Source organism: Stenotrophomonas sp. RIT-551 (assembly GCF_026241915.1).
In the GTDB taxonomy this organism is placed as follows: Bacteria; Pseudomonadota; Gammaproteobacteria; order Xanthomonadales; family Xanthomonadaceae; genus Stenotrophomonas; species Stenotrophomonas bentonitica_A.
Genome location: NZ_JAPJIU010000004.1, coordinates 65370 through 85111, shown reverse-complemented (window position 1 = coordinate 85111; position 19742 = coordinate 65370). Strand labels below are relative to the sequence as shown.

Below are 19742 nucleotides of genomic sequence, written 5' to 3'. Positions count from 1 at the left end.
CGTTGTCGCAGGACCCTTGTATGAGCCATGCCGCCGCCTCCGCTTCCCCGCTCGTGCTCGAGCGGATGAGCCCCTTCCAGTGGACCGCCATCGCGATCTGCGTGCTGTTGAACATGCTCGATGGCTTCGATGTGATGGTGATGGCCTTCACCGCGCCGCACGTATCGGCCGACTGGGGGCTGTCGGGCAAGGTGCTGGGCATCATGCTCAGTGCGGGCCTGGTCGGGATGGCACTGGGCTCGTTCCTGCTCGCGCCGCTGGCCGACCGCTGGGGCCGCCGGCCGATGATCATGCTCTGCCTGGTCATCCTGACCGTGGGCATGGCCGCATCGGCGCTGGCCGCGAATGCCTGGCAGCTTGCGGCACTGCGTGTGTTTACCGGCATCGGCATCGGCGGCATGCTGGCCGGGGTAGGGGTGATCACGGCCGAGTATGCCAACGCCAAATGGCGCAGCACGGCCGTGGCGATGCAGGCCACCGGGTATCCCATCGGGGCCACCCTCGGCGGCCTGCTGGCGGCGTGGATGCTGGAGCATTTCAGCTGGCACAGCGTGTTCCTGATCGGCGCCGGTGCGTCGCTGCTGTGCATTCCGCTGGTGCTGGCCTGCCTGCCCGAATCGCTGGACTTCCTGGTCGCGCGGCGGCCGAAAGATGCCTTGCCGCGACTCAATGCGTTGCTGGTGCGCATGCGCATGCCGGCGCTGCAGGCACTGCCGCCGGCACCGGTGCGCGCCGATGGACGCAAAGGCTATGCCGCACTGTTCGTGGGCGACCTGCGCCGGGTGGCGGTACTGATCGCGCTGGCCTTCTTCCTGCACATGTTTGCGTTCTACTTCGTCCTGAGCTGGACCCCGAAACTGCTGGTCTCGGCCGGCGTCTCGGCGCAGCAGGGCATCACCGGCGGCGTGCTGCTCAATCTCGGGGGCATCGTGGGGGGCAGCCTCTTCGGCTGGCTCGCCTCGCGCTGGGCACTGTCGCGGCTGACCGCCGCCAGCCTGGTGCTGGCCATGCTGGCGATGCTGCTGTTCGCCGCCTTCAACACCCGCCTGGAGATCGCCTTCCCGATCGCGTTCGTCATCGGCGCAGCGCTGTTCGGTGCGATGGCCGGGCTGTATGCGGCCGCGCCGGTGGTGTTCGCGGCGGACGTGCGCACCACCGGCCTTGGCTGGGCGATCGGCATCGGGCGTGTCGGCGCGATTCTCTCGCCGCTGAGTGTTGGCCTGCTCGTCGATGCAGGGTGGTCGCCGGCGGCGCTGTACGTGCTGTGCGCGCTGCCGCTGGCACTGGCTGCGTGGGCCTGCCTGGGCCTGCGCGTCGGCGTTGGCCAGACGCGTACCTGAGCGCCGCGGCGCACGACGATGATGTGCGATTATCGAATCAGGTGGCCGAATATCGGATTGACCCTGCGCAGTGCGCTGCGCACCATGGTCACCTCCAGAGTCTTCCCGCAGGTGGCCGCGCATCGCAGCGCGTGGCAAGGAGCAATGCAGTGATCGACAAGACCGTGGCCAGCGCTGACGCAGCGGTGGCCGATATCCACGACGGCGCAACGGTGATGATCGGCGGCTTCGGTACCGCCGGCATGCCCGACGCGCTGATCGATGCCCTGATCGCGCAGGGCGCGCGCGGGCTGACCATCATCAACAACAACGCCGGCAACGGCGACAGCGGGCTGGCCGCACTGATCCAGCACAAGCGCGTGCGTCGCATCATCTGTTCGTTCCCACGCCAGTCCGATTCGCAGCATTTCGATGCGGCCTACCGCGCCGGCGAGATCGAGCTGGAGCTGGTGCCGCAGGGCAACCTGGCCGCGCGCATCCATGCGGCCGGCTCGGGGCTGGGCGCGATCTTCACCCCCACCGGTTACGGCACCGAGCTTGCACAAGGCAAGGAAACCCGCGAAATCGACGGCCGCCATTACGTGCTCGAGTATCCGCTGCATGCCGACTTCGCCTTGATCAAAGCGCACCATGGCGACCGCTGGGGCAACCTGGTCTACCGCAAGACCGCGCGCAATTTCGGCCCGCTGATGGCGATGGCCGCGCGCTGTGCGATCGTCCAGGTGGAATCGGTGGTGCCGCTGGGTGAACTCGATCCCGAGGCGGTGGTGACCCCGGGGATCTTCGTGCAGCGGGTGGTCGAACTTCCCGCGTCCACCGGTGCAGGGGTGCGCGCATGAACCGCCTCAGCCGCGAACAGATGGCCGCCCGCGTCGCGCGGGATATCCCCGAAGGTGCCTACGTGAATCTGGGCATCGGGCTGCCGACCACGGTGGCCAACTTCCTGCCGGCCGACAAGGAGATCTTCCTGCAGTCGGAGAACGGGCTGCTGGGCATGGGCCCGGCACCGGCCGCCGGTGATGAGGACCCGGACCTGATCAACGCCGGCAAGCAGCCGGTCACCCTGCTCACCGGTGGTTGCTATTTCCACCATGCCGATTCGTTCGCGATGATGCGAGGCGGCCACCTGGATATCTGCGTGCTCGGTGCCTTCCAGGTCTCGGCGCAGGGCGACCTGGCCAACTGGAGCACCGGTGCGGCCGATGCGATTCCGGCGGTAGGCGGTGCCATGGATCTGGCGATTGGCGCCAAGCAGGTCTTCGTGATGATGGACCTGCTCACCAAGCAGGGGCAGAGCAAGCTGGTGGGCGAATGCAGTTACCCGCTGACCGGGCTGCGCTGCGTCTCGCGGGTGTATACCGATGTCGCCGTGTTCGACCTGGGCAAGGACGGCGCGACCGTGCTGGAGATGGTCGACGGGGTGACGCTGGCGCAGCTGTGCGAGCTGACCGGCCTGCCACTACAGATGCGTGAAGGAGCCTGACATGAGCCTGCACGAAACCTATATCGTCGATGGTATCCGCACCCCGATCGGCCGTTATGCCGGTGCGCTGTCCGGCATCCGTGCCGACGACCTGGGCGCGCTTCCGATCAAGGCGCTGCTGGCACGTCACCCGCAGCTGGATCCGGCGCTGATCGACGAGGTGTACCTGGGCTGTGCCAACCAGGCCGGCGAGGACAACCGCAACGTGGCACGGATGAGCCTGCTGTTGGCCGGTCTGCCGGTCAGCGTGCCGGGCAGCACCGTCAACCGGTTGTGCGGCTCGGGCCTGGATGCGATCGGCACGGTGGCCCGCGGCATCGCCGCTGGCGAACTAGGTTTGGCCATCGCCGGCGGGGTCGAATCGATGTCGCGTGCGCCGCTGGTGATGGGCAAGCCGGGGGCCGCGTTCGCGCGTGACCAGACCCTGGAAGACACCACCATGGGCTGGCGCTTCATCAACCCGCGCCTGCGCGAGCTGCACGGCGTGGAAACCATGGGCCAGACCGCGGAAAATGTCGCCGAGCGCTACGCGATCTCGCGCGAGGACCAGGATGCCTTTGCGCTGCGCAGCCAGCAGCGCACCGCTGCGGCCCAGCAGCGCGGATTCTTCGAGGGCGAGATCGTCGCGGTCGATGCGCCGGGCCGCAAGCGCGGCGAAAGCGTGCGCGTGGCGCACGACGAACACCCGCGTGCCGATACCACGATCGAGGCGCTGGCCAGGCTCAAGCCGCTGTTCCGCCAGCCCGGCACCGTCACGGCCGGCAATGCCTCGGGCATCAACGATGGTGCGGCCGCATTGCTGCTGGCCTCCGGTGCGCAGGTACAGGCGCTGGGGCTGACGCCGCGCGCGCGCATCCTCGGGTTTGCCAGCGCCGGCGTGGAGCCGGCGATCATGGGCATGGGTCCGGTGCCGGCCACGCGGCGCCTGCTGGCCCGGTTGGGCCTGGGCATCGGCGATTTCGATGCGATCGAGCTCAATGAGGCCTTCGCCTCGCAGGGGCTGGCCTGCCTGCGCGAGCTTGGGCTCGCCGATGATGCCGCGCACGTCAATGCCAACGGCGGCGCCATCGCGCTCGGTCATCCGCTGGGCATGAGCGGCGCGCGGCTGGCACTCACACTGCTGCGCCAGCTGGAGGCCAGCGGTGGCCGACGCGGCCTGGCCACCATGTGCATCGGTGTCGGCCAGGGCGTGGCGCTGGCGATCGAGCGCGTCTGAATCCCTTTTCCACTTTTCCGCTTCACGGCCGCTGTCGCCTCGGCGTGGCAGCGTGCCGTAGCACCACAGCCGCGGTCTTCCGGCCGCCCGCCAACTGGAGTACGCCATGAGCGATCCCACTGACCTGCGCGGTTACCGCAGGCCGTATCCCGGCACCCAGCCGGACCGCATCCATCTGCCGTATGCCTCCACGCGCCTGCGCGGCCCGGGCCGCGATCCGATCCGGATTCCGGCCACGTTGTCCGAAGTGACCGGGCCCGCCCTGGACCGCATCACCCTGGGCAAGCACGCGGCCGACCTGACCGCCGGCTTCAAGGGCCAGCCGCTGGGCGAGCGCATCGTGGTCAGTGGCCGGGTGCTGGATGAGAACGGGCGCCCGGTCCGCAACCGCGTGGTCGAGGTGTGGCAGTGCAACGCCGCCGGCCGCTACCTGCACAAGGGCGACCAGCACGACGCACCGCTGGACCCCAACTTCACCGGTACCGGCCAGGTGCTCACCGATGATCACGGCCGCTACCGCTTCACCACCATCAAGCCGGGGGCGTACCCGTGGCGCAACCACTTCAACGCGTGGCGGCCGGCACACATCCATTTCTCGCTGCATGGCGAGGGCATCGGGCAGCGTCTGGTCACCCAGATGTATTTCCCCGGCGATCCGCTGCTGGCGTTCGATCCGATCTACAACTGCGTGGACGACGACAAGGCCCGCGCGCGCATGGTGTCCTCGTTCGATTGGGAAAACACCGAGAACGAATTCGCGCTGGGCTATCGTTTCGATATCGTCCTGCGCGGCCGCAAAATGACCGTGTGGGAGTAAGCAGATGAGTTTCCAATCCACTCCGTGGCAAACCGTGGGCCCGTACTACCGCCTGGGCCTGGAACCGCTGTACCGCACCGATATCGCACCGGCACAGGCGCAGGGTGAGCGCGTGCAGGTCCAGGGGCAGGTGTTCGATGGCCTGGGCGTTCCCGTGTCCGATGCCGTGCTGGAAATCTGGCAGGCCGATGCGCAGGGCATCTATGCGCACCCGGAAGACCCGCGGCATGCCGATCACGATCCGGCGTTCGACGGCTGGGGCCGAGTGCCGACCGATGAGCAGGGGCGCTTTGCCTTCACCACGGTGCGCCCGGGCAGCGTCGCAGGGCCAAAGGGCCAGGCGCAGGCGCCGCACCTGATGGTGCTGGTGTTCATGCGCGGCCTGCTGCGGGCGGCCAGTGCGCGCCTGTATTTCAGCGACGCCCCCGGCAATGCCGAGGATCCGATCCTGGCCCTGGTGCCGGCCGAGCGCCGCGCCACCCTCATCGCACAGGCCCAGGGCAATGGCCTGTACCACTGGGACGTGCGCATGCAGGGTGAGCTGGAAACGGTCTTCTTTGATTACTGAGCCCGCCCTGCACGTCGCGCCGACCGCGCGCGGGTAAGCTGGTTCCTACTGTGAATGGATGGCGCGTGATGAGCGATTCCTACTCCCTGCTCGGTGGCCTGTTCGGTGCGCCGGAGGTCGATGCGGTGTTCACCGACACCGCGCGGTTGCAGGCGATGCTCGATGTTGAAGCCGCGCTCGCACGGGCGCAGGTGCGCTGTGCGGTGATCCCCGCCGCGGCGTTGGGGCCGATCGAAGCGGCGTGCCAGGCCGCGCTGTATGACGTGTCAGCGCTGGGCCGTGCAACGGCGCTGGCCGGCAATCCCGCCATTCCGCTGGTCAAGGCGTTGACCGCGCAGGTGGCACGCGACAGCGCCGAGGCAGCGCGGTGGGTGCATTGGGGCGCGACCAGCCAGGACATCATCGACACCGGCGCGGTGCTGCAGTTGCGCGCCGCACTGGGCTGGGTGCAGGACCGCCTGCAACTGCTCTGCGATGCCGTGGCGGGATTGGCCGATGCCGAGCGCGGTACCGGTTTGCCCGGCCGCACGCTGCTGCAGCAGGCGGTGCCGGTGACCTTCGGCCTGAAGGCCGCCGGCTGGCTCGATGCACTGCAGCGCAGCCGGCGTCGCCTGCAGGCCCTGCATGCCGATACGCTGGTGCTGCAGTTCGGCGGTGCCGCGGGCACGTTGGCATCGCTGCAGACGCGCGGCCTGGACGTGGCCCAGGCGCTGGGCGAGGAGCTTGGGTTGCCGGTGCCTTCCTTGCCCTGGCACACCGCACGCGATCGCGTGGCCGAGTTCGGCAGCGCGTTCGCCTTGTTGACCGGCACGCTGGGCAAGATCGCCACCGATATCGTGCTGCTGATGCAGTCCGAAGTGGCCGAGGCCTTCGAGCCGGCCGGCGAGGGCAAGGGCGGTTCTTCGGCCATGCCGCACAAGCGCAACCCGGTCGGCTGCGTGGCGGCGATCGCGGCGGCCAGCCGGGTGCCGGGCCTGCTGTCCACGCTGTTCGTGGCGATGCCGCAGCCGCACGAGCGCGCCGCTGGGCAGTGGCATGCCGAGTGGGAAACCGTGCCCGAGATCGTGCGCCTGTGCGCTGGCAGCCTGGCCCAGGTAACGGGAGTGGTGCAGGGCCTGCAGCTTGACCGCGCACGCATGCAGCAGCACCTGGACAGCCACGGCGGCCTGCTCTATGCCGAGGCGGTGGCGGTGTCGCTGGCCGAAGTAATGGGAAAGTCCGCGGCACACGCGCTGGTGGAACACGCCGCGCGCCAAGCGCTTGCGCAGCACCAGCACCTGCGTGACGTGCTCGCGCAGATCCCCGAGGTCACCGCGCAGTTGTCGCCCACGCAACTGGACGCTTTGTTCGCACCCGACAGCTGGCGGGGGATGGCCGATACCTGGATCGACCGCGTACTGGCGCAGCGTTGATCCAATCATTTTCTGGAGTGTTGCATGCCGTTTCTTGAGCTGGAATCGCACCGCCTGCATTACCGCATCGATGGAGCGGTCGATGCGCCGTGGCTGACGTTCTGCAACTCGCTGGGCACCGACCTGCACATGTGGGACCGGCAAGTCGATGCGCTGTCGGCACGGTTCCGTATCCTGCGCTATGACCGCCGCGGGCATGGCCAGTCCAGCGCCGCCCCGGGCCTGTACAGCGTCGCCGGGCTGGGCGCGGACGTGGTGGCGCTGTGGGACCACCTGGGTGTGGAGCGCAGCCATTTCTGCGGGCTTTCCATCGGCGGGCTGACCGGGCAATGGCTGGGTGTGCATGCCGGTGAGCGCCTGCACACGCTGACCGTGGCCGCCACGGCCGCGAAGATTGGCACGCTGGAAAGCTGGAACACACGCATTGAGCAGGTACAACGCGACGGCCTGCTGCCGCTGCGCGAGGGAACGGCCGAGCGCTGGTTCACCCCGGCCTTCGCGCACGCGGCGCCGGCCGTGGTGGAGGACATCCTGCAGCGCTTCGTTGCCACGGACCTGGGCGGTTACATCGGCTGCTGCCATGCCGTGGCCACGGCCGACTTCCGCGAGCAGCTGGGGCGCATCCAGGTGCCGACACTGGCGATCGCCGGCGATGATGATCCGGTGTGCCCGCCGGCGGATCTGGACGCCATCGCGCAGGGTGTGGCCGATGGTCGCGCCATCGCGGTGCCCGGGCGCCACATCTGCAACATCGAATCCGCCGAGGCGTTCACCGCAGCGCTCGCCGCCCATCTTCGCTGACCGGCCACCGATGGTCGTCACGCCCCCACCTCACAACGAGCAGCCCACAATGGACGAACAGGAACGATACGAAGCCGGTCTCGCCGTACGCCGCGCCGTGCTCGGTGACGCGCACGTAGAGCGCTCGCTGCAGGCACGCACCGATTTCACCGAGGAGTTCCAGGCCTTCATCACGCGCACGGCGTGGGGCACGGTCTGGACGCGCGAGGGCCTGCCGCGGCATACGCGCTCGCTGTTGACCATCGTGATGATGGTGGCGCTGGGCCACGACGAAGAGTTCAAGCTGCACATCCGCGCGGCCCGCAACAACGGCGTCACCCCGGACGAGATCAAGGAAGCCTTGCTGCAGGCTGCGATCTACTGTGGCGTACCTGCCGCCAATCACGCCTTCGCGCTGGCCAGGCCGATCCTCGAAGAGCAGGCGGGCGAACAGACCGGGTGACGGCATCGCCGGCCACGGGCGCCATCTCCGGCGACCAACGCCATCGCCGCCCACGGACGCCATCTCCGGCCACGGCCGCCATCGCCGCCTTGGTAGTGCCGGCCGCTGGCCGGCAACCCCACAACGCCAGACAACCCCGCTTCAGTGCAGCAGATTGCCCAGCCGCTGGGCCGCTTCGCGCAGCCGCGGCAGCAGCTGCGATTGCATGACGCCCAGGCTGATGCGCCCGGCCTGGGTGCCGATGTTGAGGGCGCCCACCACGGTGCCATTGCGCGCATGCACCGGTACGGCGATCGAGCGCAGGCCGATCTCCAGTTCCTGGTCCACCAGGGAAACACCATCGCGGCGCACGCGATCGAGCATCTCCAGGAAGTCCTCCATGCGCGTGACGGTGCGCTCGGTGCGGGGCCGCAACGGATTGCGCTCCAGGTAGCTTTCCAGCGTGTCGCGCGGCAATGCTGCGAGCAGCACGCGGCCCATCGAGGTGCAGTACGCCGGCAGGCGGCTGCCGGCGCGCAGGCCGATCGACATGATCCGCACTGTTTCAGCGCGGGCCACGTAAAGCACATCATCACCGTCGAGCACGCCCAGCGAGCACGACTCATGCAGGTCGTCGCGAAGCGCATCCAGCACGGGCTGGGCAGCGGCGGTCATCGACGAAGAGGCCACGTAGGCGCCGCCAATGCCGAGTACGCGCGGCAGCAGCACGAAGCCACGGCCCTGCTCACCCACGTAGCCCAGCTTCTCCAGCGTGTACAGCACGCGCCGCACGGCCGCGCGCGATATACCGGTTTCGGTGCTGATCTGCGACATCGTCACTTCGCGCGGGTGCTGCGAAAACACACTCAGCACGACCAGCCCACGGCCAAGGGACGTCATGAAATCCGGATCGCCCTGGTTGTCCTGGATCTGCTGCATCAGCTCGTGGCTGAGCCCACGATCCTGCGGTGGGGCAGGGGCGCGCTTGGGACGACGGCTGGGAGGTGCGGCAGACATGGCGGTGGTTCGTGCTCGGTGATCGTGCATGGTAAGGGCTGCACGCGGCGAAGCGAAGCCGCCGCGCCACGGTCGGTGGACCGTGGCGCGCGCGAATCAGCGCGTGGCCGGCAACGCGTAGGCGATCACGTAGTCGCCACGATCCGGCGACTGGCGTGCGCCACCGGCGGAAATCACCACGTACTGGCGGCCGGTCTTCGGCGACACATACGTGATCGGCGTGCCTTGGCTGCCTACCGGCAGCCGGGCTTTCCACACTTCTTCGCCGGTGCGGCTGTCGTAGGCGCGCAGGTAGTAATCCTGGGTGCCCGCGAAGAACAGCAGACCCGATTGCGTGGCCAGCGAGCCGCCCAGGGTCGGCATGCCGATCGGAATCGGCAGGCGCATCTTGATGCCCATCGGCCCGGTGTCCTTTACCGTGCCGACCGGTACCTGCCAGACCAGTTCGTGGGTGGCCAGGTTGATCGCCGACATCGTGCCGAACGGCGGTTGCTGGCACGGGATGCCCAGCTTGGACAGGAAGCGATCGCGCAGCGAGCCATACGGCGTGCCGGTCTGCGAGGCAGCGCCCATTTCCACGCCGCCGGCGCCTTCGGTCATCTGCGCGCGCGGAATGAGCTTGGTCCACAGGCCCAGGCGCATATCGTTGACGAACAGGTAGCCAGTGGTCGGATCCACCGATGCGCTGCCCCAGTTCATGCCGCCCAGCGAACCGGGCCACTGCAGCGCGAGGTCTTCGCCCGGCGGGGTGAACATGCCCTCGTAACGGAAGCCCTTGAACTGGATGCGGCACAGCATCTGATCGATCGGCGTGGCGCCCCACATGTCCGATTCGGTCAGGGTCTGCGCACCGATCTGCGGCAGGCCGACCGACAGCCGCTGGGTCGGGGAATAACGCTCACCATCGGCCTTGCCCTGCGGCGCCTTGATGTCGCGCACCTCGGTGATCGGCTGGCCGGTGGCGCGGTTGAGCATGAACACCTGCCCGGCCTTGGTGACCTGCAGCAGGGCGGGCAGGGTGCCGCCCTTGCCGTCGGGCACGTCGGTCAGGGTCGGCTGTGCGGGCAGATCGTAATCCCACAGATCGTGATGCACGGTCTGGTACACCCAGCGCTCTTTACCGGTGGCTACATCCAGCGCCACCACCGCCGAGCTGTACTTGTCATCCTGCGGGGTGCGCTCGCCGGCCCACTGGTCCGGCGTGGTGTTGCCGGTGGGCAGATAGACCAGGCCCAGCTGCGGGTCATAGGCCATCGAGGTCCACACATTCGGGGTGGCCCGGGTGTAATGGATCGAGGGATCCAGCGGCACGTCGGGGGTTTCCCTGGAAAGGTCCCAGACCCATGCCAGCGCACCGGTACGCACGTTGTAGGCGCGCACCACGCCGGAGGGCTCGCCGACCTCGATGTTGTCGGCCACGCGGCCGCCCACGATCACCAGCTCACCGGCTACCAGCGGTGCGGCGGTGAGGGTGTAGAAGCCGGGCTTGATCTCGCCCATGCCCTGCTTGAGGTCGACCACGCCGTTGTCGCCGAAATCGGTGCACGGCGCGCCGGTGGCCGCATCCAGCGCGAACAGGCGCGCATCGATGGAGGTCATCAGGATCCGCTTTTCGCAGATCGCCGGCGCGCTGCCGGCGACCGCGGCCGCCGGTGATTGCGGGGCTTCGGGCGCAGGCGCCGCCGGGGCAGCAGCCGCCACGGTGGGTACGCCAGTCAAGGGCAGGCTGGCATCGAAGTAGCCCAGTCCGCGGCAGCGCTGCCAGTTCGGTGCGGTGGCCTTGGGATCGAACGCCCAGCGTTGCTGGCCGCTGTCCACATCCATCGCGATCACCCGGTTGTGCGGCGTGCAGAGGTACAGGGTCTGCCCGATCTGCAGCGGCGTGAGCTGGTCTTCGGCGCCGAAGCCATCGCTCTGCGGCACATCGCCGGTGTGTGCGGTCCAGGCGACCTGCAGCTGGGCCACATTGGCCGGTGTGATCTGGTCCAGCGCGGCGAAGCGGGTGCCGGCCGTGGTGTTGCCCCAGTGCATCCAGTCGCGCTGTTCGCTGCCCTTGGCGACCGGCACCACGGCCGGGCGCGCGCCCTGCGCGGTAACGACCGGACGGGGCTGGAAGGCGGAGACCGCTGTGCCCAGCAGGCTAACCAGCAGCAGGGCAGCGACAGCATAGGCCCCGCGCCCGGCGGGCTGCCCGCGGCTGCGCTTGAGCGCCGGCCAGGCCAGCGCGATCAGCATCGCCAGTACGGCAGGCATCACCAGCCGCGAGACCAGCGGCCAGAACGCCAGCCCGGCATCGGCCAGGGCCCACACCACGGTGGCGATGAAGGCCACCGCATACAGTGCCGCGCCGAGCGGACGCCGCAGGACCAGCAGCAGACCGGCCAGCAGCGAACCGCCGCCCATCAGCAGGAAGTACCAGCTGCCGCCGAGCTGGACCAGGCGGATGCCGCCCACCAGCAGGGCGAGCCCGAACAGCATCACCACGATGCCAAGAATGACCACCAGAGTGCGGCCCAGGGCCGACGGTTTCGTGTTCTCGTCCACGTTGCATGAACCTCTACAGGAAATCCGGTGCCGACCGGCACCGGTCAGGCCCGCGCGCGCCGTGCGTGGCGGGGACCATGGGTCGCTTCGCTGCTTATCGCGGAAGCGAGGTGAACAACCAGTTAGGGCGATTATCGCACGTGTGTGCGAATTCGAGGTGAGCGGACGATGTCATTGCTGGAACGCAGCAATGCCCAGGCGCCGGGGACCGGCAGCCCCGCGCCGAAGCGTTTACCCTATGCCACCCTGTTCGTTTCCAACCCCATGACCGAGTCTTCCGCCACGCCCGCCTGGGCCGGCCGCCTGCGCGACATCGCCGATTTCCCCAAGCCGGGCATCCTGTTCAAGGACATCATGCCGCTGCTCGCCGACGGCCCGGATTTCGCGGCCGCCATCGATGCGATGGTCGCGCCCTGGCGCGATGCCAATCTGCAGGCGGTGATGGGGATCGAGTCGCGCGGCTTCATCCTCGGCGCGGCCATGGCGCGGGTGCTGGGCGTGGGCTTCGTGCCGGTGCGCAAGCCGGGCAAGCTGCCGGGCAAGGTGCTGCGCCAGGATTACACCCTGGAATACCGGACCGACAGCATTGAAGTACACGCCGATGCCTTGTCGGCCGGCGCCCGCGTGCTGGTGGTCGATGATGTGCTGGCCACGGGCGGCACGCTGCTGGCGGCGTTGTCGCTGGCCCGCCAGCTGCAGGTCGAGGTGGTCGGTGCGGCCGTGCTGGTGGAACTGGCCGGGCTTGGCGGCCGCGAGCGCTGGACGAGTGACGTCCCGCTGCTGGCCAACCTGGTCTATTGAGCCGGAAATCCGCGCGGGCGCGCCGGCACTGGTAGTGCCGGCCGCTGGCCGGCACCTCATATGTCCCGGCGAACGCACAGCCGACCAACGGTCGGCTCTACCGCTCAGACATCCATCTTGCGTACGCGGAACCGGCGGCCCTTGATCTTGCCGGCCTCCAGCTGGGCGATCGCCCGGCCGGCCTGCTCGCGCGCAATGGCGACATACGAGCGCGTGGCATAGATATCGATCTTGCCGATGTACTTGGCGGCCAGCCCGGCATCGCCGGTCAGCGCCCCCAGGATGTCGCCCGGGCGCAGCTTGTCGGTCTTGCCACCATCGATGCGCAGCGTGGTCATTGCCGCCTGCGGCAGCACCGGCGGGCGGGCCGTGGCCAGCGGCGTCTTCTGCCAGTCCAGCGGCTTGCCCTGTGCGGTTTCGAGCGCATCGGCGCGGTTGCGCTCGCGATGCGTCACCAGGCTGATCGCCAGGCCGGTCGCACCGGCGCGACCGGTACGGCCCACGCGATGCTCATAGGTTTCGATGTCGGTCGGCAGCTCGTAATTGATCACCGCCGCCAGGTCCTGCACATCCAGCCCGCGCGCGGCCACGTCGCTGGCGACCAGCACGTTGCAGCTGCGGTTGGCGAAGCGCACCAGCACTTCGTCGCGGTCGCGCTGTTCCATCTCGCCGTGCAGCGGCAGCGCGGAGAAGCCGAACTGCTGCAGCGAAATGGCGACATCGTCGACATCGCGGCGGGTGTTGCAGAACACCACGGCCGATTCGGGCGTGTACTTGAGCAGCAGGCCGGCCAGCGCCTTCTGCTTCAGTGCCAGCTCGGTCTCGCAGAACAGGTGGCGGATGGCCGGCGCATGGTCGGCGCCTTCCACGGTCACTTCCACCGGGTCGCGCAGCAGCACGCGGGCGATCTCGCGGATCTCATCCGGGAACGTCGCCGAGAACAACAGCGTCTGGCGGTCCTTGCTGGTGCGCCCGGCGATCTCGCGGATCGGCTCCTCAAAGCCCATGTCGAGCATGCGGTCGGCTTCATCCAGCACCAGGGTGGTGACGCCGCCCAGGTGCAGCACGCGCTTGCGGCCCAGTTCCTGGATGCGCCCGGGGGTGCCCACCACGACCTGCGGATCGTGCGCTTCCAGCGAGGCCAGCTGCGGGCCCAGCGGCATGCCGCCGGTCAGCACCAGCAGCTTGAGGTTCGGAATGCCGGTCGCCAGCTTGCGGATCTGCTTGCCGACCTGGTCGGCCAGTTCGCGGGTCGGGCACAGCACCAGCGCCTGGGCGCGGGTCACCGACGGGTCCAGCGCCTGCAGCAGGCCCAGCCCGAAGGCCGCGGTCTTGCCGCTGCCGGTCGGGGCCTGTGCGATGACATCGCGGCGCTCAAGGATGGCCGGCAGGCTCTGGGCCTGCACGGGGGTGAGCGAGGTATAGCCCATGGCATCGATGCCGGGCAGCAGCGCTGGTTTCAGCGGCAGGGAGGAGAATTCAGACATGCGATAGTGTCGCAGAAGTCCGCCCGGCGTGCCTCAGCCCAGCAGTGCGCGCATGCCCAGGTTGATCCCCAGCCCGCCCGCCAGCAGCCAACCAAACAGCAGCAGCGCCAGCAGCAGCGGCTTCATCCCGGCCTTGCGCAGGGCCGACACATGCGTGGTCAGGCCAAGCGCGGCCATGGCCATGGCCAGCAGCACGGTGTCCAGATCGATCGCCGCGCTGACGATGGCGGCCGGCAGCATCTGCAGCGAGTTGAGCCCGGCCACCGCGACGAAGCCGAACGCGAACCACGGCACCACGATCTTCGCGCGCTGGCCGCACGCACCCGGCACGCCACCGCGTGCGAGCAGCATCGACAGCCCGATCAGGAACGGGGCCAGCATCATCACCCGCACCATCTTGGCGATCACGGCGGTGTCGGCAGCCCCCTCGCTGACCGCGCGGCCGGCGGCGACCACCTGGGCGACTTCGTGCACGGTCGAGCCCGTGAACACGCCGTAGGCCTGGGTGTCCATCGGGATCCACCCGTGGGCAAGGTTGAGCTGGTACAGCGCCGGATACAGGAACATCGCCAGCGTGCCGAACACCACCACGGTGGAGACCGCCACGGTCACCTGGTCCGCGCGCCCGCGCACCACCGGCTCGGCCGCCATCACCGCGGCCGCACCGCAGATCGAGCTGCCGGCACCGATCAGCAGGGCGCTCTCCCTGTCGAGGCCGAAACAGCGCGTGCCGGCCCACCACGCCAGCGCGAAGGTACTGGTCAGCACCAGCGCATCGGTCAGCACCCCGCCGACACCGACCTGGCCGATATCCTGGAAGGTCAGGCGCAGGCCGTACAGCACGATGCCCGCACGCAGCAGCCAGTGCTTGGAGAAGCCAACGCCCGCCGCGCTGGCGGGGGCCAGTGGCGGGTACAAGGTGTTGCCGACCACGATGCCGGCGACGATGGCGACGGTCAGCGCACTCAGGCCATGCGCCTGCAACCAGGGCAGCTCGGCCAGGTACAGCGACGCCGCCGCCACCAGGCCGACCAGCAGCAGGCCGGGCAGGCGCAGTTGCCAGCGCTGGCGCAGGGCGGGCAGGGACCAGGGGGACAGGGCAGGCGCGTTCATGGCGGGTGGGATGCGGGAGAGAGGCGTACAGCCTGCATCCATGCGATCGACCCGTAAAACGAATAATATCGGTGAAACCTACCCATAACACAGGTAATTGGCATGCGCCTGACGCTCCGCCAGCTGCAGGTCTTCGTTGCCATCGCCGACCAGGGCAGCACCACCGCCGCAGGCCAGGCCATTGCGCTTTCCCAGTCCGCCAGCAGCGCCGCCCTGCAGGAGCTGGAAGCGCACTTCGGCACGCCGCTGTTCGACCGCATTGGCCGTCGCCTGGCGTTGAACGGCCACGGCCGGGCCTTGCTGGAACCGGCGCGCGCGCTGTTGGTCAATGCCGCCGATCTGGAGCGCCAATTGGCGGCAGGCGGTGACCCGTCCCAAGGCGCGCCGCTGCGGCTGGTGTTGGCGGCCAGCACCACCATCGGCAACTACCTGCTGCCGCCGCGTATCGCCGAGCTGCTGCGGCAGGCACCGCAGGCCGAGGTCGATCTGCGCATCGACAACAGCGCAGGTGTGGTGGCGGCCGTTCAACGGTTGGACGTGGATGCAGGACTGATCGAAGGCCCATGCCACGAACGCGGGCTGCAGGTGACCGCCTGGCAGCAGGACCCGCTGGTGATCGTGGCGGCTGCGGATGCGCCCCCGCGCTGGTCCCTGGATGAACTGCGCGCAGCGCGCTGGCTGCTGCGCGAACCCGGCTCAGGCACCCGCGAGGCTGTCGAACAGGCATTGCTGCCGCATCTGCGCGGCTTCGCCCAGACCCTGCAGCTGGGCAATACCGAAGCCATCAAGCAAGCCGCCATCGCCGGCCTCGGCCTGGCCTGCCTCTCGCGCCATGCCCTGGAAGAACCCTTGGCCCTCGGCCGCCTGCGCATCCTTGAAACGCCTTTGCCGGCCCTGCACCGCACGCTGTGGCTGGTACGCCACCCCGGCAAGCGATGGTTGCCGGGGTTGCAGGCGTTGTTGGGGGAAGTATCGGGATAGGGCCGACTGTTGTCGGCTGATCTTCACGAACTGCCTTGAACTGCCGAAGGACTCACGGTCTCCTGCATTGTCTTCGAGCAAACAGGGAGGGGATGCTGCATGCTTCGCTTCGCGCGTCGTGGCCCTCTGCCTTGCCGCGCGTAGTGACCCGCAGGAGTGGAACATGCATGCAATAGAAAGACTCTGCAGCGACCTTGGCTTGCCGCCTGGCAACGCATACACCCAGGATTGGGCATACGAGCTTCCGGAGGAGTATCGAACCCTGGCATGGCTGGACAGATACCTGCAGGCGTATCACGCAGGGGGCTATCCACTGGATGCCAGGAAGGAGTTGATGACCCTCGCGCTTGATGTGAGCAATGATCTGCTGTCATCTGGCGCTGGACCGGCGGATCGCAGCATTGCCGCCGTGCTGGCTGCGCTTTCCGAAGACCGTCACGAGCACCGCGACCTGATCGAGTACTGGTCTATCGAGGGGGAGCCGTTGGGGGACTGCTTTGCATTGACCCCTGAGGTCAGAAGGATCAAGGCTGCAACCTGATCCGCCGCAACATTGTCGCCACGCGACCCGTCATGCAATCTCGCCCCTACGGGGGCCGTCACCCCGCCAGGCAGGCCCGGCAACCCGTACAATAGTCGGATGCCTCTGATTACTCTGCAAAACGTCGACTTCAGCGTCGGCGGCCCCCTGTTGCTGGAAAAAGCCGAACTGTCGATCGAGCCGGGCGAGCGTATCGCCCTGATCGGCCGCAACGGCGCCGGCAAATCGACCCTGCTCAAACTGCTGTCCGGCGATCACAAGCCCGATGACGGCGAAGTCCGCGTGCAGCAGGGGGTGCGCATCACCCGCCTGGAACAGGAGGTCCCGCACGGTGCCGCCGGCAGCGTGTTCGATGTGGTTGCCGACGGCCTGGGCGAGCTGGGCCAGTGGCTGGCCGAGTTCCATCACCTGAGCATGGCCGAGGATTTCGACGGCGATGCGCTCTCGGCCGTGCAGGCCAAGATCGATGCCGCCAACGGCTGGGGCCTGGACCAGCGCGTCAGCGAAACCCTGACCAAGCTCGACCTGGACGGCGATGCCGAATTCGCGCGCCTGTCCGGCGGCATGAAGCGCCGCGTGCTGCTGGGCCGCGCGCTGGTGTCCTCGCCGGACCTGCTGCTGCTCGACGAACCGACCAACCACCTGGACATCGAAGCCATCGACTGGCTCGAAATGTTCCTCAAGAACTGGAACGGCAGCGTGGTGTTCGTCACCCATGACCGTCGCTTCCTGCGTGCACTGGCCACCCGCATCGTCGAGATCGACCGCGGCCAGGTCACCAGCTGGCCGGGCGACTGGGCCAACTACGAGCGCCGCCGCGAAGAGCGCATGAACGCGCAGGCGCAGGAAAACGCGCGCTTCGACAAGCTGCTGGCCCAGGAAGAAATCTGGATCCGCCAGGGCATCAAGGCCCGCCGCACCCGCGACGAAGGCCGTGTGCGCCGCCTCAAGGCGATGCGCAACGATCGCTCGCAGCGCCGCGAACTGGGCGGCAACGTGCGCATGGAAGCGGCGCAGGCGGAGAACTCCGGCAAGAAGGTCATCGACGTCAAGGACATCTCGTTCGCCTTCGGCGAGCGTGTGATGGTCAAGGACTTCAGCACCGTGATCCTGCGCGGCGACCGTATCGGCCTGATCGGGCCGAACGGCAGCGGCAAGACCACGCTGCTCAAGCTGCTGCTGGGGGATCTGCAGCCGCAGAGCGGCGAAGTGCGCGCCGGCACCAACCTGCAGATCGCGTATTTCGACCAGTACCGTGCCGTGCTGCGCGAAGACTGGACCGCGATCGAGAACGTGGCCGAAGGCCGCGATTTCATCGAGTTCAACGGCAAGCGCAAGCATGTGCACGCCTACCTGCAGGACTTCCTGTTCTCGCCCGAGCGCGCCCGCGCACCGATCACCCGTTTGTCCGGTGGCGAGCGCAACCGCCTGCTGCTGGCCAAGCTGTTCGCGCAGCCGTCCAACCTGCTGGTGATGGATGAACCGACCAACGATCTGGACGTGGAAACGCTTGAGCTGCTGGAAGAGCTGCTGAGCGATTACACCGGCACGTTGCTGCTGGTCAGCCATGACCGTGACTTCCTGGACAACGTGGTCACTTCCACGATGGTGATGGAAGGTGACGGCGTGGTCGGCGAGTACGTGGGCGGCTATACCGATTGGCAGCGCCACGCTGCACGCGTGGCCGCCGCGGCCGCCGCTGCGCCCGTGGTGGCGGCCAAGCCGGTTGCTGCGGCGGCTGCCGCTGCCGCGCCGGCCGAGGCCAAGCGCAAGCTGAGCTACAAGGACGCGCGCGAGCTGGAACAGCTGCCGCTGAAGATCGAAACGCTGGAGAAGGACGTCGAAGGCCTCACCGCCGCGATGAACGACCCGGCGTTCTATCAGCGCAGCGCCGCCGACATGGCCGCGCACAACGCGAAGCTTGCCAAGGTCCAGGCTGAGCTGGACGCCGCGTACGCGCGCTGGGAAGAACTGGACGCCTGACCCGGTGATCGACGTAGAGCCGACCGTTGGTCGGCTTGACGGTACGCGACGTATTGCACCGACCGCTGGTCCGCCGCACGCGTAACGCCGACCGTTGGTCGCCTCACCTGTAGAGCCGACCGTTGGTCGGCTGGCGTCAGAGGTTCATGGCGCCCGAACGAAGCGCAGCCGACCAACGGTCGGCTCTACCGGGCAGGGCTTCGTGGGGCCGGATGGAAGGCCGCCGACCAACGGTCGGCGCTACCGTCGTCATTTCAGGCCGTGCAGATCCCGCAACTGGGTTGGGCGTGAGCCGAAATACGCGGCCAGGTCGGCGATGTCCTGGTCGCTCAGGTCGGTCGCCTGCGGGGTCATCAGCGCGTGCTGGCGATCCCCCGCCCGGTAGGCCTGCAGGCTGTGCGCCAGGTAATCCCCGTACTGCCCACCCAGCTTCGGGTAGGTCGGGTCGATCGGCTTGTTGCCGTCGGCGCCGTGGCAATCGATGCAGCTCTGGCCGGTGGCTTTGCCCTTGACCTGGGCACGCGCCTCACCGGCGGCGATGCGGCCGGCCGGCAGGCCGGCGGAGGAGCCGGACCCGTGTTCACCACTGGCGTGGCCCGGATCGGCGGCGGAATCTGCGCTGTTCTCCACCTGAGACTGCGAGCACGCAGTCATCAGCAGGGCAACGGACAGGGCGATGGCGTAACGCTGGAGTGGCGTGGCTTTCGACATGAGCGCGCTTATTTGACGGTGGACAGGTAAACAGCGAGATCGGCGATCTCCTGTTCGCTGAAACTCATCGACTGCGCCTGCATCGTCGGATGCTTGCGCTTGCCGTGGCGGTACTCGGTCAGCGCCTGGCTGAGGTACTCACGGGTCTGCCCGCCGATCTTGGGCACTTTGTAGCTGGGATAGGCGTTCTTGTACCCGGTGATGCCGTGGCACCCCTGGCACGTATAGGCCAGGACCCGGCCATTGTCGAACCGGCCGGTGACGGCGGCAGGCGCCGGCGCGGTGGCGGCCGGAGCGGGGGTGGCAGGGACTGCAGGAGCGGGTGTTGCGGCCTGTGCGGCGGCCCCGAGGGGCAGGAGGACGGCCAGAACGAGACAAGCGGCGAGCGGCTGCGGGCGCATGATGTCCTTTTCCGATAAACGGGTCTGGTCGTTCCGGCGTGGGGTACGGAACTGGGCCGAGTATAGCCTGCCATTTCATCTAGCTGAAACCGGGCCGGGGGAGGC

Annotated in this window: 19 protein-coding genes; 13 read left to right on the top strand and 6 right to left on the bottom strand. The window is 68.2% G+C overall.

The features are described from left to right. The first annotated feature begins 20 nt into the window (after positions 1-20). The 9 genes from ORK51_RS06585 (at position 21) to pcaC (ending at position 8079) form a co-directional block, all read left to right on the top strand. A complete protein-coding gene (locus tag ORK51_RS06585; RefSeq protein WP_019183127.1) occupies positions 21-1340 on the top strand; it encodes an MFS transporter in 1320 nt (439 codons plus the stop codon). 149 nt (positions 1341-1489) lie between these two features. Beyond that, positions 1490-2179: a 3-oxoacid CoA-transferase subunit A gene (locus tag ORK51_RS06580; RefSeq protein WP_261997429.1), complete on the top strand. Its 690-nt coding sequence runs from the start codon at positions 1490-1492 to the stop codon at positions 2177-2179. After that, positions 2176-2823: a 3-oxoacid CoA-transferase subunit B gene (locus ORK51_RS06575; protein ID WP_266084585.1), complete on the top strand. Its 648-nt coding sequence runs from the start codon at positions 2176-2178 to the stop codon at positions 2821-2823. Before ORK51_RS06580 ends, ORK51_RS06575 begins: the two co-directional genes overlap by 4 nt. 1 nt (position 2824) lies before the next feature. Next, positions 2825-4039: a 3-oxoadipyl-CoA thiolase gene (gene pcaF, locus ORK51_RS06570; protein WP_019183123.1), complete on the top strand. Its 1215-nt coding sequence runs from the start codon at positions 2825-2827 to the stop codon at positions 4037-4039. A 106-nt stretch (positions 4040-4145) separates the two neighbouring features. Then, on the top strand, positions 4146-4856 hold the full coding sequence (gene pcaH, locus ORK51_RS06565) for a protocatechuate 3,4-dioxygenase subunit beta (RefSeq protein WP_019183122.1): 711 nt from the start codon (positions 4146-4148) through the stop codon (positions 4854-4856). A gap of 4 nt (positions 4857-4860) precedes the next feature. Then, the gene (gene pcaG, locus ORK51_RS06560) at positions 4861-5424 is read left to right on the top strand and encodes a protocatechuate 3,4-dioxygenase subunit alpha (RefSeq protein ID WP_026069770.1); all 564 of its coding nucleotides are present in this window, start codon (positions 4861-4863) and stop codon (positions 5422-5424) included. Positions 5425-5492: 68 nt separating this feature from the next. Beyond that, positions 5493-6836, top strand: coding sequence for a 3-carboxy-cis,cis-muconate cycloisomerase (locus ORK51_RS06555; RefSeq protein WP_266084584.1), 1344 nt, complete (start codon positions 5493-5495; stop codon positions 6834-6836). A gap of 24 nt (positions 6837-6860) precedes the next feature. Further along, positions 6861-7637, top strand: a complete 777-nt coding sequence (pcaD, locus tag ORK51_RS06550; protein WP_266084583.1) for a 3-oxoadipate enol-lactonase — start codon at positions 6861-6863, stop codon at positions 7635-7637. A gap of 49 nt (positions 7638-7686) precedes the next feature. Further along, positions 7687-8079 carry a 4-carboxymuconolactone decarboxylase gene (gene pcaC / locus ORK51_RS06545; RefSeq protein WP_019183118.1) on the top strand — a complete coding sequence of 131 codons (393 nt, stop codon included), beginning with the start codon at positions 7687-7689 and terminating at the stop codon, positions 8077-8079. A gap of 141 nt (positions 8080-8220) precedes the next feature. Here pcaC and ORK51_RS06540 read toward each other — a convergent pair whose 3' ends face one another. Both ORK51_RS06540 and ORK51_RS06535 read right to left on the bottom strand, forming a co-directional pair. Next, positions 8221-9075, bottom strand: a complete 855-nt coding sequence (locus ORK51_RS06540; protein ID WP_026069769.1) for an IclR family transcriptional regulator domain-containing protein — start codon at positions 9073-9075, stop codon at positions 8221-8223. Positions 9076-9171: 96 nt separating this feature from the next. Then, positions 9172-11619 carry a membrane-bound PQQ-dependent dehydrogenase, glucose/quinate/shikimate family gene (locus ORK51_RS06535; RefSeq protein WP_266084582.1) on the bottom strand — a complete coding sequence of 816 codons (2448 nt, stop codon included), beginning with the start codon at positions 11617-11619 and terminating at the stop codon, positions 9172-9174. A 264-nt stretch (positions 11620-11883) separates the two neighbouring features. Between ORK51_RS06535 and ORK51_RS06530 the strand changes: the two genes are divergently transcribed. Further along, positions 11884-12420, top strand: coding sequence for an adenine phosphoribosyltransferase (locus ORK51_RS06530; protein ID WP_261997434.1), 537 nt, complete (start codon positions 11884-11886; stop codon positions 12418-12420). A 104-nt stretch (positions 12421-12524) separates the two neighbouring features. Here the strand turns inward: ORK51_RS06530 and dbpA are convergent, their stop codons facing one another. Both dbpA and ORK51_RS06520 read right to left on the bottom strand, forming a co-directional pair. Then, positions 12525-13907 carry an ATP-dependent RNA helicase DbpA gene (dbpA, locus tag ORK51_RS06525; protein WP_266084581.1) on the bottom strand — a complete coding sequence of 461 codons (1383 nt, stop codon included), beginning with the start codon at positions 13905-13907 and terminating at the stop codon, positions 12525-12527. A gap of 33 nt (positions 13908-13940) precedes the next feature. Beyond that, positions 13941-15020, bottom strand: coding sequence for a YeiH family protein (locus tag ORK51_RS06520; RefSeq protein WP_266084580.1), 1080 nt, complete (start codon positions 15018-15020; stop codon positions 13941-13943). Positions 15021-15122: 102 nt separating this feature from the next. Here ORK51_RS06520 and ORK51_RS06515 point away from each other — a divergent pair, with 102 nt between their 5' ends. The 3 genes from ORK51_RS06515 to ORK51_RS06505 all read left to right on the top strand — a co-directional run bounded on the left by ORK51_RS06515 (position 15123) and on the right by ORK51_RS06505 (position 18525). Further along, positions 15123-16001 (top strand): LysR family transcriptional regulator, encoded by an 879-nt coding sequence (locus tag ORK51_RS06515; RefSeq protein WP_266084579.1) that lies wholly within the window; start codon positions 15123-15125, stop codon positions 15999-16001. Positions 16002-16164: 163 nt separating this feature from the next. Beyond that, the gene (locus ORK51_RS06510; protein ID WP_266084578.1) at positions 16165-16542 is read left to right on the top strand and encodes a hypothetical protein; all 378 of its coding nucleotides are present in this window, start codon (positions 16165-16167) and stop codon (positions 16540-16542) included. Between the two features lie 99 nt (positions 16543-16641). Continuing rightward, entirely contained in the window at positions 16642-18525 is a 1884-nt protein-coding gene (locus ORK51_RS06505; protein WP_070473161.1) for an ATP-binding cassette domain-containing protein, read from the top strand. Positions 18526-18774: 249 nt separating this feature from the next. Here the strand turns inward: ORK51_RS06505 and ORK51_RS06500 are convergent, their stop codons facing one another. Beyond that, complete coding sequence (locus ORK51_RS06500) at positions 18775-19236, bottom strand: c-type cytochrome (protein WP_019183110.1); 462 nt, start codon at positions 19234-19236, stop codon at positions 18775-18777. An 8-nt stretch (positions 19237-19244) separates the two neighbouring features. Beyond that, positions 19245-19637: a c-type cytochrome gene (locus tag ORK51_RS06495; RefSeq protein WP_019183109.1), complete on the bottom strand. Its 393-nt coding sequence runs from the start codon at positions 19635-19637 to the stop codon at positions 19245-19247. Positions 19638-19742 lie beyond the last annotated feature (105 nt).